12 protein-coding genes are annotated in these 15,088 nt (G+C 71.1%); 4 read left to right on the forward strand and 8 right to left on the reverse strand.

Annotated elements, in window-relative coordinates:
* Positions 1-7: 7 nt before the first annotated feature.
* On the forward strand, positions 8-1,609 hold the full coding sequence (locus WME79_RS01925; protein ID WP_437531278.1) for a serine/threonine-protein kinase: 1,602 nt from the start codon (positions 8-10) through the stop codon (positions 1,607-1,609).
* 26 nt (positions 1,610-1,635) lie between these two features.
* On the opposite strand, the gene gspC is transcribed toward WME79_RS01925, so the two are convergent.
* From gspC to WME79_RS01940, 3 genes are all read right to left on the reverse strand, one after another.
* Complete coding sequence (gspC, locus tag WME79_RS01930; RefSeq protein ID WP_437531279.1) at positions 1,636-2,601, reverse strand: type II secretion system protein GspC; 966 nt, start codon at positions 2,599-2,601, stop codon at positions 1,636-1,638.
* Positions 2,602-2,941: 340 nt separating this feature from the next.
* Positions 2,942-4,735: a cytochrome b N-terminal domain-containing protein gene (locus WME79_RS01935; protein ID WP_437531280.1), complete on the reverse strand. Its 1,794-nt coding sequence runs from the start codon at positions 4,733-4,735 to the stop codon at positions 2,942-2,944.
* Entirely contained in the window at positions 4,732-5,307 is a 576-nt protein-coding gene (locus WME79_RS01940; RefSeq protein WP_437531281.1) for a ubiquinol-cytochrome c reductase iron-sulfur subunit, read from the reverse strand. Before WME79_RS01940 ends, WME79_RS01935 begins: the two co-directional genes overlap by 4 nt.
* A 245-nt stretch (positions 5,308-5,552) precedes the next feature.
* Here WME79_RS01940 and WME79_RS01945 point away from each other — a divergent pair, with 245 nt between their 5' ends.
* Positions 5,553-7,916: a POTRA domain-containing protein gene (locus tag WME79_RS01945; protein ID WP_437531282.1), complete on the forward strand. Its 2,364-nt coding sequence runs from the start codon at positions 5,553-5,555 to the stop codon at positions 7,914-7,916.
* Positions 7,917-7,986: 70 nt separating this feature from the next.
* On the opposite strand, the gene WME79_RS01950 is transcribed toward WME79_RS01945, so the two are convergent.
* The 5 genes from WME79_RS01950 to WME79_RS01970 form a co-directional block, all read right to left on the reverse strand.
* Positions 7,987-8,142, reverse strand: coding sequence for a hypothetical protein (locus WME79_RS01950; protein WP_437531283.1), 156 nt, complete (start codon positions 8,140-8,142; stop codon positions 7,987-7,989).
* A 379-nt stretch (positions 8,143-8,521) separates the two neighbouring features.
* Positions 8,522-10,906, reverse strand: a complete 2,385-nt coding sequence (locus WME79_RS01955; RefSeq protein ID WP_437531284.1) for a (Fe-S)-binding protein — start codon at positions 10,904-10,906, stop codon at positions 8,522-8,524.
* Between the two features lie 224 nt (positions 10,907-11,130).
* A complete protein-coding gene (locus WME79_RS01960; RefSeq protein WP_437531285.1) occupies positions 11,131-11,829 on the reverse strand; it encodes a hypothetical protein in 699 nt (232 codons plus the stop codon).
* A gap of 13 nt (positions 11,830-11,842) precedes the next feature.
* Positions 11,843-12,679, reverse strand: a complete 837-nt coding sequence (locus WME79_RS01965; protein ID WP_437531286.1) for a TrmH family RNA methyltransferase — start codon at positions 12,677-12,679, stop codon at positions 11,843-11,845.
* Positions 12,680-12,850: 171 nt separating this feature from the next.
* Positions 12,851-13,396, reverse strand: coding sequence for an ureidoglycolate lyase (locus WME79_RS01970; protein WP_437531287.1), 546 nt, complete (start codon positions 13,394-13,396; stop codon positions 12,851-12,853).
* Between the two features lie 220 nt (positions 13,397-13,616).
* Here WME79_RS01970 and WME79_RS01975 point away from each other — a divergent pair, with 220 nt between their 5' ends.
* Positions 13,617-14,243: a LemA family protein gene (locus WME79_RS01975; RefSeq protein ID WP_437531288.1), complete on the forward strand. Its 627-nt coding sequence runs from the start codon at positions 13,617-13,619 to the stop codon at positions 14,241-14,243.
* Entirely contained in the window at positions 14,243-15,049 is an 807-nt protein-coding gene (locus WME79_RS01980; protein ID WP_437531289.1) for a TPM domain-containing protein, read from the forward strand. The genes WME79_RS01975 and WME79_RS01980 overlap by 1 nt, the downstream gene beginning before the upstream one ends.
* The last annotated feature ends 39 nt before the right edge of the window (positions 15,050-15,088 follow it).

Genomic DNA, 15,088 nt, shown 5'->3' on the forward strand with positions numbered 1-15,088 from the left:
CGACTCCATGAGCGAGACCGTCTTCCTCGGCCCCGACGCCAGCAAGACCTGCGCGAGGCCGCGCTGGGAGTGGCTGTCGGCGCGCCTCCCCCCGGACCTCGAGCTGGAGGCGACGAGGCGCGTCGCGTGGATGGCGCTCTGCACGATCGTGGCGGGTGCTCTTGGCTTCATCGTGTCGGAGCTCATCCCGGGCCTCGCGCTCGGCCCTGACCCGATCCGCTTCGCGGTCTTCCTGCCGCTCATGCTGGTCTCGGCCGCGCTCTTCGTCATCGCGCGGAAGGGGCTCCTGTCGCCGCCGCGGATCGTCGATCTCTCGTTCGCCTACAAGATCCTGGGCGCCGCGCTGCTCTCGGTCATCTCCAACGCGCAGCCGTGGCCGGAGGGGCCGATGTTGCAGGGATGGCCGCCGGTGGCCGTCTGGGTGCTGATGTTCCCCATCATCGTCCCCGCCCCGAGCGTGCGCACGCTGTTCACCTCGACGGTGGCGATCCTCACCGATCCGGCCTGCCTCTGGGTGCTCGTCCGCTCGGGCTTCATGGAGCCGCCCTCGCGCGAGGCGATGTTCCGCCGCTTCTTCCCGAGCATCATGGCGCTCGCGCTCTCCGTCCTCGTGTCGCGCGTCGTCTTCGGGCTCGGGCGCAAGCTCGACGCGGCGCGGGAGCTCGGCAGCTACCGGCTCGTCGAGCGGCTCGGCGGCGGCGGCATGGGCGAGGTGTGGCGGGCGAAGCACCGGATGCTCGCCCGCCCCGCGGCCGTGAAGCTGATCCGGCCCGAGGCGTTCCAGGGCGAGCCATCGAGCAACGGCAACGCGAAGGCGCGGTTCGAGCGCGAGGCGCAGGCGACCGCCGCGCTCCGGTCGCCGCACACGATCGGGATCTTCGATTTCGGCGTCGCTCGCGACGGGTCGTTCTACTACGTGATGGAGCTGCTCGACGGCATGGACCTCGACACCCTCGTCAAGCTGGACGGCCCCCAGCCGCCCGCGCGCGTGGTCCACTTGCTCCGGCAGGCCTGCCACTCGCTCCACGAGGCGCACAAGGCCTTCTTCGTGCACCGCGACATCAAGCCCGCCAACCTCTTCCTGTGCCGCTACGGCGCAGATCTCGACTTCTTGAAGGTGCTCGATTTCGGGCTGGTGGCCCAGCGCAGGAAGGACGCGGACCCCTCCAAGCTGACGGCGGACAACGCGATCACCGGCACGCCCGCGTTCATGGCCCCGGAGGTGGTGCTGGGCGACCGCCCGATCGACGGCCGGACCGACATCTACGCGCTCGGGTGCGTCGCCTACTGGCTGCTCACGGGCGCCCTCGTGTTCGAGGCCGAGACGGCGATGAAGACGATGTTGCTCCACGCGACGGAGGCGCCTGTCGCGCCTTCGAAGCGCGCGGCGCGCACGATCCCGCCTGCGCTCGACCGCCTCGTGCTCGACTGCCTCGAGAAGGATCCCGCGCGGCGGCCGCAGTCGGCGCGCGAGCTCTCCGAGCGGCTCGCCGCGCTCCACATGGACGCCGAGTGGACCGAGCAGCACGCGGCGGCGTGGTGGGAGACGGTCGCGCCGCCGTCGCTCTCGGGCCAGGCGGCCCGGGCGGCCGTCGACGCCTTCGGCTGAGCTCCGCGCGCGCCCGGCCCGAGTCCTCAGCGGATGTTGAAGTCGACCGTCATCAGCTGTCCGCCGCGCTCGATCGCGACGGACAGGTGGTTCGCGGTCCGGAGCCGCGCGTAAGCCTCCAGCGCCTTCTGGGGATCGGTGATGTCGAAGCCGTTGATCGACCTCAGGGTATCTCCGCTCTCCAGCCCGAGCGTCTCCAGCAGCGAGCCTCGCCTGATCCTGAGCTTCAGCCCGACGATCTGGTCTCCTCGTCGCTCCGGGATCACGCGGGCGGAGCGCATGAGGAGCGCCTGCTGCTCGAGGATCTGATCGACCGCCGCGCGGTCGACGTTGAACTCCGTGGCGCTCACCCGCCGGATGCGGGCGGCGATCTCCGGCGGGATCGAGCTCAGGTTGTTGTCGCTCCCGACCGGCCTCGCCTGAGGCCGGGGCGGCGCGGGCGCCTCCTCGCGCGCGCTCTTCCCGGGCTTTCCGGCCTTCCCGAGCTGCATCTGGCAGCGCGCGCCGCCCGCGGTGATCCAGATGCGGTCCCACGCGATGCGCGTGAGCGTGCCTCCCGGCGCGTCGCCGCCGAGCCGGCGGAGCTGCGTCTGCCCGTCGGGGCCCTCGATGGCCGCGAAGGACCACGCGGCGTCCTGCGACGCCGCGATGAGCACCACGCGTCCGGCGTCGCAGGTCGGATCGCTCCATGGATCGCCGTGCGCCGCGGGCGCGCGCTCCTCGGGAGCGCCGCCCGGGGGCGGGAGGAGCGGCCCCGTCGTCGAGTCGAACGGGTTGCGCTGGAGGATCGCTTCAGCGCTCGTCGCGTGGAGGCCGTCGCGCAGCGCGCGGTGGGGCGCAGGGGGCGTGGAAGAGAGCCGGTCGGCTCTGTCCGGGATGATCGTCCTCCCGAGCAAGTGAGACACCCCCGACGCCTGAAAGTAGGCGGCGGACGCGATCATCGTGCCCGCGATCCACAGGAAGTGGTGCTTCACAGCCGCATCCAGGTCCACGGGTCCTGCTCTTTCTGGGGCTCGATCGCTGCCCGCGCTCGAGGCGAGCGCCGCGCGCACGCCGGCGTGGAGGCGACCGTGCACAATGTCGCCACCGACCCTCCCTCTCGGGACGCGCAGCACCGCGCGTGCCGGCCCGTCGCGCCCGCGTGCCCCGCGCGCGCACCTGGCAGATCGCGCGCCCCGCGCGAGCACCTGTCAGAGCGCGCGCCTTGACCCGAACGGATCGGCGCGCGTCCACGAGCCGCGCGAACGCCGATCGCGCGCCGCGGTGGCGCTCAGCGAGAGGGGGAGCGAGAGAAGGAAAGGGTGGGGCAGCGAGCGCCGGCGGGCGGCTCGCTCAGGGCTTCTTGTCGGGCGCCTTGGCGGCGACCGTCGTCCCGGACTCACCGCGGCCGCGGCGGTACACCCAGGCAGCGAGGACCTTCCGGTCGTTCGCGGAGAGCTTCTCCTCGAACGCCGGCATGTGGCCTTCCAGATCCTTCGCGATGGCCGCGGGCGGGTAGGCCTTGCCGCTGCCGGGGTTCGTGATCTGCGCCTCGATCCACGCGATCGAAGCCCAGCCGCGGAGCTCGGGGGCGGCCGACTCCTCGTCGTCGGTCTTGCCGTCGAGGCGGTGGCAGCTCGTGCACCGCTGCCGGACCATCTTCTCTCCGGGCGTCCCGGCGCCGGGCTCCCCGCGCGCCTGCCCCTCGAGGAACGCGGCGATCGTCTCCTGGTCGGCCGCGCTCATCGGCGTGAACACCTTCGCCGCCTCGGGATCCGCGGGCGGCTTCACCGCCGACGGCATCATCTCCTTGAACGCCGTCTTGCCGAAGAGGTGGTCGGCGTCGGGATCCCTCAGCACCTCGAGCGCCCAGGCCTTCGTCCCGAACCCGGTGAGGTCCGGCGCCGTCTGCTTCTCCTTCGGCGGGCCGAGATCGTTCAGCCGGTGGCAGCTCGCGCACTCCTTCTTGTAGAGGTCCTCGCCGCGCGTCTCCGGGTCGTTCCGGAGCATCGCGAGCGCGCCCTCGGGCGGGACGCCTTGCTTGAACAGCGCCACCGCGCGCGCGGTCCGCGCGGCGCTCTGCGCCTCCGAGCGCTGGAAGCCCTCGTCCTTCGCGTCCTTCGCGAACGACTTCCCCAGCAGGCCGACGGCCCCGAGGCCGATCAACAACAGCGGCGCGAGCGCCGGCAGCCGCGCGCGGAGCGGGCCGGGCTTCCTGTCGATGAACGGGAGCAGGGCAAGGTACAGCCCGACCACCCCCGGCAGGCCGACGGTCGCGATGAGCTCCAGCGAGCCAGGGAAGAACTTGCGCAGCTCGAAGAGCGGGCGGAAGTACCAGGCGGGGCGGGCGTTGTAGTCGCTGACGGGATCCGCGGGCGCCTCGAGCGGGGCGCCGTGATCCATGGCCGCGAGATCGAACACGACGACCAGCACGAGCGCCACGGCCAGCAGGATCAGGCCGAGCTGCTTCGGGTAGAACCGATCCGCCTTGCCGAGGTCGGCGCCATGGGGCGTGCCGAAGCCGTGCCTGCGGAACTGCGCGAAGCTCGCGGCGAGCAGCAAGGCCATGACCGCCGGCAGCACGAAGACGTGCAGGCCGTAGAGCCGTGTCAGCGTCAGGTGGCCGAGCGAGCTCCCGCCGATCACGAGCTGCTGCGTGAACGACCCGACCACGGGGACCGAGCCCATGATGCCCGTCTCGACGCGCGCGCCCCAGTAGCCGTCCTGGTCCCACGGGAGCGGGTTGCCCGTGAAGGCGAAGCCGAGGATCACGCCGAGCAGGCCGAGGGTCAGGAACCAACCGATCTCGCGCGGCGCGCGGTACGCCCCGTGGAGCGCGATCCGCGCCACGTGGATCGCGACCAGGATGACGAGCGCCTGCGCTCCGAAGTAGTGGAGGCCTCGGATGAGCCACCCGGCGCGCAGGGTGAAGTTGATGTGCGCGACGCTCGCCCACGCCGTGGTCGCGCTCGGGGCGTACGCCGACATGAGCAGCGCGCCCGTGACGACCTCGACGAGCAGCAGCAGCGCGAGCGCGCCTCCCCACACGTAACCGATGCGCGCGCCGCCGGGGATGGGCGCGTCGAGGAATCGGCGCAGCGGCTCGCGGTGCCCTATGCGCTCGTTCAGCCAGTCGCCGAGGCTCATCCTGCGATCTCCTGGAGCTCGGCGACCCCGTCACGGTAGCGCCGGAAATCCACCTCGAGCCAGCCATCGACGACCCGCGTCGCCAGCGGATCCATGGGGCGCGGGGATGGCCCCGTCTCAGGCACACCCGACAGGCCGAAGCGTGACGCGTGGCACGGGCAGTTGAAGCTCTTCTTGTCGTCGTTGAGCTCGATCCCGCAGCCGAGGTGGGGGCACGTGGCGCTCATCGCGCGGATCTTCTCGCCCTCCCGGATGACCCAGATCGCGCCGAGCATCTGGTCCTTCGCGACCGTGAAGGCGTCGCGCTCCTCGCCGATCACCTTGAGCCGCCGCGGCTCGCCCGGCGGGAGGTCCGCGAGGCGCCCGACCCGGACCCAGCGCTCGCGCCCGCCCGCGGCGCCGGCGCTGCCTGCGGCGGGAGCCGCGATGAAGCTCGCCGCCGGTACGGCGATCGCGCCGGCACAGGCCAGGCCGCCGATCGCCACGAGCGCCTTCAGGGCGCCACGCCGCTCCTCGGGGGCCGGCGCGCCGGCGCTCGCGGGCACCCCGTGAGGCCCAGGTTCGTGCGGCAATCCATGTTCCAGGTACCCACCGGCACCAGGTTCCTTTTGCGTCGGCTCTGCCATCTCGTAGGCTCTCCCTCGCTCGCGCCGCTCTCCGAAGGCCGCCCAGACTGGAGCGGGGCCCTCGGCGGCCGAAGCGGACGCAGCATATCGAAAACACAGGCGTAACGTTGAATCCTCGCCATCGCGCACATCGGGGCGATTGCGTTTCGGCCGGCACAGCCGAAAGTTCTCTCTCAGTTGTCCAGGTCCCGATGCCTCGCCCCGTCGCCGCAGCGCTCGTGATGTTCACCGTGTTCGGGGCTTCCGCCTGTGCCGCTTCGCGTCAACCGCCGGCATGTACGCGTCCCGACCTCAGCGGGTGCGCCATCGAGGACATCTCGTTCGAGGGCGACGAGGTGATCAGCGGCGACGAGCTCGCCGCGCGGATCGCGACGGCCGAGAGCTCGCGCCTCCTCGGCGGCGCGCTCGAGCCGGTGCCGATCCTGAGCATCTGGGACGCGCTCACTGTCGAGTACGAGCGGTTCGACCGGTTCGTCCTCGAGCGGGACCTGGCCCGCATCGAGCGGTACTACCGCGCGCGCGGGTTCTACGGGGCGCGGGTGCGGGCGGCGCGGGTGCGGCGCTTCGGCGGACCCGGCAAGGAGGGGCGCGTGCGGGTGCGCATCGTCGTCTCCGAGGGCGCGCCGGTGAAGATCGCGTCGGTGGATCTCGCGTGGCGGGACTGGACCCTGGAGAAGGGCAGGGACATCGGCCGGCCGGTGACCGAGGCGAAGGACGAGCTCAAGGTCGGCGAGCGCCTGGACGAGGCTCGGTACGAGGAGCTCAAGAAGCGCCTGCTCCGGGTCCTCACGGATCGCGGCTTCGCCTACGCGAACGTGGAGGGGCACGTCGACGTCGACCTCGTGAAGAACGAGGCGCGGATCCGGTACACGATCGAGCTCGGCCCCGAGTGCAGGTTCGGCAAGGTCAAGCTGGAGGGGCTCGGCGAGCTGCCCGAGGGACCCGTCAGGACGGCGATAGGCATCGAGGAGGGCGAGCGCTTCTCGACCGCGGATCTGGCGGACGCAGAGCAGGCGCTCGCCGACTTCGGCGTGTTCGGCTCCGTCGCCGTCAAGCCCGAGCTCGCGCCGCCTGGACAGCCCCGGAACCCGGTCGTCCCCGTGACCTTCTCCGTGCAGCCGTCCGCGCTGCGCGCCGTGAGGCTCGGCGGAGGCGCCGAGGTCGGCTCGCGCGTCGAGGCGCACCTCGTCGCCGGGTGGGAGGATCGCAACTTCCTCGGGGGGCTGCGCCGCTTCAGCGTCGAGGCCCGGCCGGGGCTCGTCTTTTACCCGGTGGAGTTCTCGAACCTGTTCGGCAAGGAGCTCGGGGACACGTTCCGTCTCCTGCCGGAGATCCAGCTCCGGTCCGAGCTCCGCCAGCCCGGGGCGATCGAGCGGCGCACGGCCGCGGTGCTGCGCGGCTCGTTCAAGCTCTACTGCCCGCAGACAGGTGAGTTCTGCACCAAGCCGGACACGCAGGGCGCCGGCGAGGGGGAGTCAGGAGCTGCACCAGATGGCGCCCAGGAGGCTCCGGAGCACGCGATCGTTGGCTACCGCGAGTACGTCGGTTCCATCGGCATCGAGCGGCCTTTCCTGAAATCGGACCTGAACGCGGCCCTCCTCTACAACGTCCAGCTGAACAGCCCGTTCACCTACAATTCGGCGCGGCTGCCCTCCGGGTTCGGGACCCTCTTCATCCCTTACCTCCAGGCGCTGGTGTCCTATGACCGCCGCCTGAACCAGGCGGGGAAGCCCGACAGGGTCACCCCCCATCACGGCTATTACATCGCGCTGGACACGCAGCTGGCCGGCTATCTGGCGTTCGACACCGCGATCGCGGAGGCCCTGGTCGGCGAGAAGGCGCAGGACGAGCGGGACAAGCGGTTTCACTCGGCGCGCGATATCCGCCTTCAGCCCGAGTTTCGCGCCTACTTCCCTGTTTCGAGGAGATGGACCCTGGGTTTCCGCTTGATGACCGGGTGGCTGTTCACGGGCGACTACGGCGACGCCTCCGTGGATCCTGCCCAGTGCGACGCCCTCGCGGGCGCGGACAGGGACCGTTGCCGGAGAGACGTGGGGGCCGACCTTCAGCTGATGCAGTTCCGTGGGTTCTTCAGCGGCGGCGCGACCAGCAACCGCGGATACGGGTACAACGAGGTCGGCCCGCACGCCCGCGTGCCGAGCCTGACAGCCGGCGACAGCGCCGACGAGGAGGACGCCCCGCTGGTCCCCATCGGGGGCCGTCTGCTGTGGGAGACGAGTCTGGAGCTGCGGATACCGCTCGGCGAGAGCTTCGGCACCGTGATCTTCGCCGACGCCGGCGACGTCACCCGGGAGCACCGGCTGTTCCGCTCGGGAGCGCAGCGCCTGCACCTCTCGGCGGGCTTCGGGCTGCGCTACGTCACGCCGGTCGGACCGCTGCGCTTCGATCTCGGCTACCGCATCCCCTGCTTGCAGGTGCTCGGCGTCTGCCACGAGACAGACGCAGCAGGCTGGCCCGAGGACGAGCGGCGCCCGGGCAAGCTGTTCGATGTGCTGCCCATCGCCGTGAACCTGGCGATCGGCGAGGCGTTCTGACCTGCGGCGATCCGTCCGGCGGGCGACGGAGGGCGGCGCGGCTCACGCCTCCCGGCAAGGCCGCAGGCGATCAGCCCTCTTCTTCTTCGACGTTCCAGGCGGACAGCGCGGTCATCCCGATGGCGACCGAGCAGAGGCAGCACAGGGCGGGCTCCTCGAACCGGAGCTCATCGCCGCGCGACCACACGTAGAGGCCGCGCCCGTGGGGCTCCCCCGTGATGGCCACATTGCACACGTCGCAGCGGAGCTCGGTTGCGCCTGAGGCTGCTTGACGCGCGCGCAGCGCGTGGTCGGCGATCGCGTCGACCGAGACGCAAATCGGATGGGCCAGTGTCCCAGTGAGCCGGTAATCCGCACTTGCGGTCCCCTCCGGCGTAGGGCAGGGGTCCTGGTTCGCGGTCCCCTTCAGAGCGCCTTCAATCACATCCACCTCCGGCGGCAGGGCCGAATCTAGCTCAGGCCGAGACGGGACGCACGAGAAGGCTGCGCCTGAACACCATCAGGCCTGCTCCATGGCGCAGATGTAGGCGAACACGCTGGAACGGCGCGTCATGGACTGCATGACGTACCGTTCCAGCGTGCAATGACGACGGAATTGGGCGGGATCAGGCGCTGGCGGACGCGACCGCCTCGGCGGCGTCCTGGGCGGCGGCCGAGCGGGAGCCGGCCGAGCGGTCGAGAGCGCAGCTCTCTTCGAGCAGCTCGACAACGTCGAGCTGGCGGATCGACTCCTCTTTGGACTGATCCTTGAGGCCGTCGGTGATCATCGTCTGGCAGAACGGGCAGGCGGTCGCGATGGTCTTCGCCTCGGTCTGGAGCAGCTGCAGTGTCCGCTTGACGTTCACGCGGTCCTTGTTCTGCTCCTCCATCCACATCTGCGCGCCGCCGGCGCCGCAGCAGAGCCCCTTCTGCCGGTTCCACCCCTCGGCCTCGACGAGCTGCAACCCGGGGATGCGCTTCAGGATGTCGCGCGGCTGTTCGTACACGTCGTTGTAGCGGCCGAGGTAGCAGGAGTCGTGGAAGACCACCTTCCCCTCGACCGGCTTGCTGGGGACGAGCTTCTTCTCGGCGACCAGGCCGAGCAGGAAGTCGGTGTGGTGCACGACCTCGAACTTCGCGCCGAAGTCGGGGTACTCGTTCGCGAGCGTGTTGAAGCAGTGGGGGCAGGTCGTGACGATCTTCCGGATCCCGCCCTGCTCCTTGTAGCCGTTCAGGGTCGCGGCGTTCTGCTCGGCGAGCATCGCGAAGAGGTACTCGTTGCCCGCGCGGCGCGCCGGATCGCCGGTGCAGGTCTCCTCCTGGCCGAGGATGGCGAAATCGACGCCGGCGGCCTTCAGGAGCCTGGCGGTCGCGCGGGCGATCTTCTTCGCGCGGTCGTCGTAGCTCGCAGCGCAGCCGACCCAGTAGAGCACGGGGGCCTGCGGCTTCTCGGCCATGGTCGGGATCTCGAGACCCTCGGCCCAGTTGGCGCGGTCGATGCGCGCGAGGTTCCAGGGGTTGCCGTTGACCTCCATCGCGTTGAACGGATTCCCGAGCTCCGCCGGGAACTCGCCCTTCACGAGGACCAGGTGGCGGCGCATGGAGACGATCTTGTCGACGTAGCTGATCATCACCGGGCACTGCTCCTCGCAGGCCCGGCACGTCGTGCAGGCCCAGAGCACGTCCGGATGGACGACGTTCGCCACGAGGTCGACCGGCTTGTACGCGACCTCGGGGACCGGGACCGGGTTCTCCGGGGCCGCCTGCTCCGCGTGCTCGGCGCCCTCCTGCGTCTCCGCCGCCTCCGCTGCCTGGCCGTCCTGCGCCGCCGCCCCGTCGGTGTGCCCGTTCGCCTGGGCCGCGTGGCCGTCGCCGCGCGGCTCGCCTCGCGGGCCGCCCGGCCTGTTGATGAACTCCCCCTCTCGGCCGTACAGGTGATCGCGCAGGTCCAGGGTGAGCTGCTTGGGGCTCAGGATCTTGCCCGTCTTGTGGGCCGGGCAGTTGTCGCTGCAGCGGCCGCACTCGGTGCACGTGTAGAAGTCGAGGATCGCCTTCCAGGTGAAGTCCTCGATGCGCGAGACGCCGACCGGGGCGGCCTTCTCGGGCTCCTCGGCCGCCTTCATGACCATCTCGCCGATCGCCTCGGCGGTGCCCGCGACGAGCGGCAGCCGGCCGCGCGCCTCGATGTTGCGCGTGAAGACGTTCGGGATCGACGTGATGATGTGGAAGTGCTTCGAGTGCGGGAGCAGGTTCAGGAACACGAGCACCAGCGTGACGTGCGTCCAGAACCCGATGTGCGCGAGCACGACGAGCGTCCCCGGGCTGGCGCCGCTCAGGAGCACGGCGAACAGCGAGCCCGCCGGGGCCGGGAACAGGTGCCAGCCGAGCGCCGCCGGGTCCGCGGGAACGCCCGCGAACGGGGCCGTCACGGTGGCGACGCGCTCGCAGAGCGCCGCGTCCGCGGGGCCGCACGCCGCCGTGGACCAGCGGTGGTGAAGCACCAGCGAGGCGCCGTCATAGAGCATGTCGCTCACCATCATCGTGAAGATGATGCCGAGGATGAGGAGCCCCTCGCCGGACAGGGTCATGCGCCGCTCGCGCTTGATCGCCCGGTAGTAGATGAACACGAGCGCGCCGGTCATGACCAGCGTGGCCATGACGTCCTTCACGAACTCGTAGATTCCGCCGAGCGGCACCGCGCCGATGCCCGGAAGCCGCACCGGCTCGTGCCCCAGGATCCACAGGTCGAACGACGGGTCGATGCCGCGCCCCCACAGCATCAGCGTCCGGAGCAGGAGAACCAGGAATCCGAAGAAGATGAGCTTATGCGCCAGCCCGGCGAGCGGGTAGTAACCCATCTTCCGTTGCCGGAACGCGTACTCCCAGGTGCCTTTGAGGCGCTCGGCGATCCGGTCGAGCCGGTCTTCCCCGCGCCCGACCTTGAGGAGCTGCCAACGCCGGTTGGCGCTCCACGCAAAGGCGGCGAAGAGGCCGACGAGCAATGTGAGCATCCACGTGGGATTCATTCGCGGGGCGTCTCCAGGTGTAAAATGGCCACATCTTTTAAGGTGGGCGGCTGCCGGTCGTCAACCGCGCGGCGGCGAGGGAGCGCGCGGAGCTTCTTCGCCGGATTTCTATTCTTGCAAGGGCGGATACGTCGGTGTGCGCCGGGGCTCCTCGCGCGGCGGCTGGGCGCGGGCGGCGCGTCGCGAGGGCGGCGCGCCGCGCGAGCGGCTCAGAGCGTGAACTCGACGCTCTTTTCTTCGGTCGCGGCAGAGGGAGACAGATCGAGCGCCATGCTGTACGAGCGCTGGCCGACCCGCGCGCTCAGACGGACGCGGATGGGGGCCGTCGCGTCGTTCAGCTTGTCGAGCCGCACGACGACGCGGTAGCGGCCACGCGGCGGATCGCCCTCGGTGAGGAAGACGTTCTCCACGTTCTGCTCCTGGCATTCGCCGCTCACGCGCGGGCAGTCGCGGTCTTTCATGAGGCCGCTCGCCGTCGGCTCCCCGACGCGTGCGAGCTCTCCCGCCGGGTCATAGACGTTGAGATCGACGTCGGCCTCGGGCTCCTCCCACGCGATCGTGAACTGGAGGATCCCGGTGTGGAGCCCGCAGCCCTCGTCGATCACGCCGTTGCAGTTGTTGTCGCGGGCGTCGAAGCAGAGCTCGACCCCCGTCGGTGTGCAGGCGATCTCGAGCCCGACGCCCTCGGAGACCTTGATGTCCTTCGGCTGGAGGGGCGGCCTGGGCGGGGGCGGCGGCACCTCGATGCAGCCGGCGAGGAGCAGGGCGAGGGCGGCCGCGCCGCGCGCGACGCGCGCGACGTCGATCGCCGCGCGGGCGAGGCGCGCGCGGAGGCCGTGAGGCGCCGGCAGGCGCGTTGCGGCGCGACGGGCGCGCGGCTCGCGCCGCGGGGGACCGGGGCTTCGCATGGGGAGCTGCATGTTATCCGCCTTCAGGCTCCCGCGGGGCGCCGGCGCCGTGCGCCTCGAGCGTGGGTGGCGCGGGCGGCTTCCGCGGCTTGGGGCCGCGCGGCTTCAGGGGAGGGGGCGGCGTTCCTCCGAGGGGCAGCGGCAGGTGCATGCCCCGCGCGGCCAGGATCTCCGCCGCGTGGGGGACGGTGAGCACCAGCGCGCGCGCATAGAGCTTGATCTGGTAGGGCTCCGGCAGGTCGCCGGGACGGCCGTTCGTCGCGTGCTCGAGCAGGATCGCCGCGGTGACGCTCACGTTGAGGCTCTCGGCGAAGCCGCGCATCGGGACGCGCACGGCGCGGGCGCAGGCGGCGGCCAGGTCGGGGCGGATACCGTCGCGCTCGTTGCCGAGCACCAGCGCGAGGCGGGGGATGCTCGAGAGGTCGCGCGGGGTGAGCTCGCCTTCCGGGTGGGTCGCCACGAGCTCGTGCCCCGAGGCGCGGAGCGCGGCGATCGCGGCCTCGGTGGTCGCGTGCGTGCGCACGTCGACCCAGCGCTCGGAGCCGCGTGAGACCGTGTTCGAGACCAGGAACTGCTCGGCCCGCTCGATGATGTGCAGGCGCTGCAAGCCGAACGCGTCGCAGGAGCGGAGCACGGCGGCCCCGTTGTGCGGATCGTGAGGCGCGTCCATGGCCACGGTGACGGCGTCGAGCCGCGCCGCGATGACGCCGCGCAGCCGGGCCCTGCGCTCGTTCGTGACGAACTCCTCGAGGATGCGGGCGACGTCGGCGACGTCGAGGGCGTCGAGCGCGGCGAGCAGCCTTCGCTGCTCCTGCGCGACGAACGAGCAATTGGGGGTCGAGCGGCGCATGGCGGGGGGCGCCTCTATAGCGCGGCGCGCGCCCGGAGGCTGCGGCGCAGCGCGGCCCGGAGGCGACCGCCCTCCAGCCCGCCGCCAGCCCGCCGCGGTCCCTCCCAGCAGCGGTGGCGCGGGCGATCGCGCCGCGCGGGATCGGCGAGTAAGGAAGGAGACGTCCGGGCGTCAGCGGACGATCGTGTCGATCGCGTCGATCGCGACCGCGATCCGCTCGCTCTCTGCGTACTCGACCACGGCGCAGTCCCCGGGAGAGCCGTCCTCCCAGGCCAGGCAGACGAAGTCGGCCTCGGCGTCGAGCGCGATCATGGGGTGGTGCCACACGCCGGGGCGATAGGTGATGCCCTGGGCGCCGTGGGCGATGAAGGCGCCGAGCGTCGCGAGCTCGGGCCGGTCGCCGCCGAGCGCCACGACGACGAGGTAGCGCCGCGCGCTCATCGGCACGAACGCCTGGGTCGAGCCGGGGTGCTTCTCGAGCAGGGCGATCGGGAGCGGGAAGCTCGAGCGCGGGGCGCAGCGGAACACCGAGACGTTCAGCGAGGCGTGCCCGGGGCGGAGGTTCTCGATCGCGGCGAGGTGATCGAAGCGCCGCGCCGTCCCCTGGTTGGCAGGCCTGCCGGGCTGGCCGTGCGGCGAGGCCATGAGGATGTCGCCATACGGCGCATAAGCTGCAGGGCTGAGCGAATGGGCTGCGATGCGCGGGCGGTGGCTCATCGTAATGGGCGATTGTGGCGGTGCGCCACGCGTGTGGCCTCCCTGCGGCCCTCCTGCACGGTGCAGGGAGCGCGCCGGCCGAGGGCACGACACGGAAAGGGTATCACGTCGCGGGCGCGCCGCAGCACGCCGGCCCGCCGCGAGCGCCATGGGGCCGGGTTTTGCAAGGCGTCTGGCGACGCTTACCCGACGGGTAATGCAAGCGACCCTGGAGCCAGTCATGCGGATTGTTCAGAAATCGACATTTCGGAAGCGCCTCGCGGTGGCCTCCCTGTTCTTGGCGGTGCTCGCCGTCATGACGTCCGTCGTCGGCTGCCAGCGCTACGACGTGCTGGTCGAGAAAGATCAGATCGCGGCCCAGAAATGGTCCGATCTCGAGGCGGATCTCCAGCGGCGCTACGACCTGGTCCCGAACCTGGTGGCGGTCGTGAAGGGGTCGGCCAAGCACGAGGAGCAGACGCTGGCGAGCGTCGCCGAGGCGCGCGCCCGCGCGACCAGCGTCCAGCTCAAGGCCGACGATCTGACGGATCCGGAGAAGGTGCAGGCCTTCCAGAAGGCGCAGGAGCAGCTCAGCGGCTCGCTCTCGCGGCTCCTCGTGGTGCAGGAACAATACCCTGATCTCAAGGCGAACCAGGGCTTCCACAGTCTCCAGGTCCAGCTGGAGGGAATCGAGAACCGGATCCTCCGAGCGCGCCAGGAGTACAACCAGGCGGCGCGCGAGTACAACGCGGAGCTCCTGAAGATCCGGGGGCAGGTGGTGAACAAGGCGACGGGCCAGCCGTTCAAGCCGCGCGTCTATTTCACCGCCTCTCCCGAGGTCCAGTCGGCGCCGAAGGTCTCGTTCTGATGAGGGGCGCGGCGGTGCGCCGGATCGGCACGAGCGGGGCGCGGCTGCGGGCCGCGGCCAGGGCCGTCGCGGCCGCGTTCGCGCTGGTCTGCGCGCTCGTCGCCCGGCCGGCGCTGGCCGACTTCACGCCGCCGACGCTCACAGGGCATGTCGTCGACACCGCTGGGCGGCTCGAGCAGTCCGACATCCGCGCTCTCGACGCGAAGCTCGAGCGCATCCGCCGCGAGACAGGGTTCGAGATCGTCGCCTTTGTGGCTGGATCCCTCGAAGGCGAGACGATCGAGGACGTCGCCTACAAGGCCTTCAACACCTGGCAGCTCGGCCAGCGTGGGGCCGATAACGGTGTTCTCCTCGTGATCGCCCCGAACGAGCGGCGCGTCCGGATCGAGACGGGCAAGGGCGTGGGGGGAGCGCTCACGGATCTCCAGTCGAACGACATCATCCGGCAGACCATCAACCCGCTGCTCAGGCAGGATCGATTCCGCGACGCGATCGACCAGGGAACGGCAGAGATCGCCAGAACGCTCATCGCCGGGACCCCCGAGGAGGAACGGCGGCCGGCGCCCGGCGCCCCGCCGGCGCCCGCTCCGGTCTCGCCGATCAAGATCGGCGTGACGGTCGTCGCCATCGTGGCGGCGCTCGTGCTCGCGCTGATTTCGCCCTCTTTCCGCTGGTTCCTGTGGCTCGTCCTCCAGGCGATCCTCTTCCGAGGTGGCGGCGGCGGCCGCAGCGGCGGCGGTGGGTCCGGGTTCGGTGGCGGGGGCGGCGGTCGCTCCGGCGGGGGCGGATCCAGCGATAGCTATTGAGCCGCTGCGCGCCTTCTCTTCACCCTGTGCAGGACGGAT

This window comes from Sorangium sp. So ce726 (assembly GCF_051521405.1).
Classification (GTDB): Bacteria; Myxococcota_A; Polyangia; order Polyangiales; family Polyangiaceae; genus Sorangium.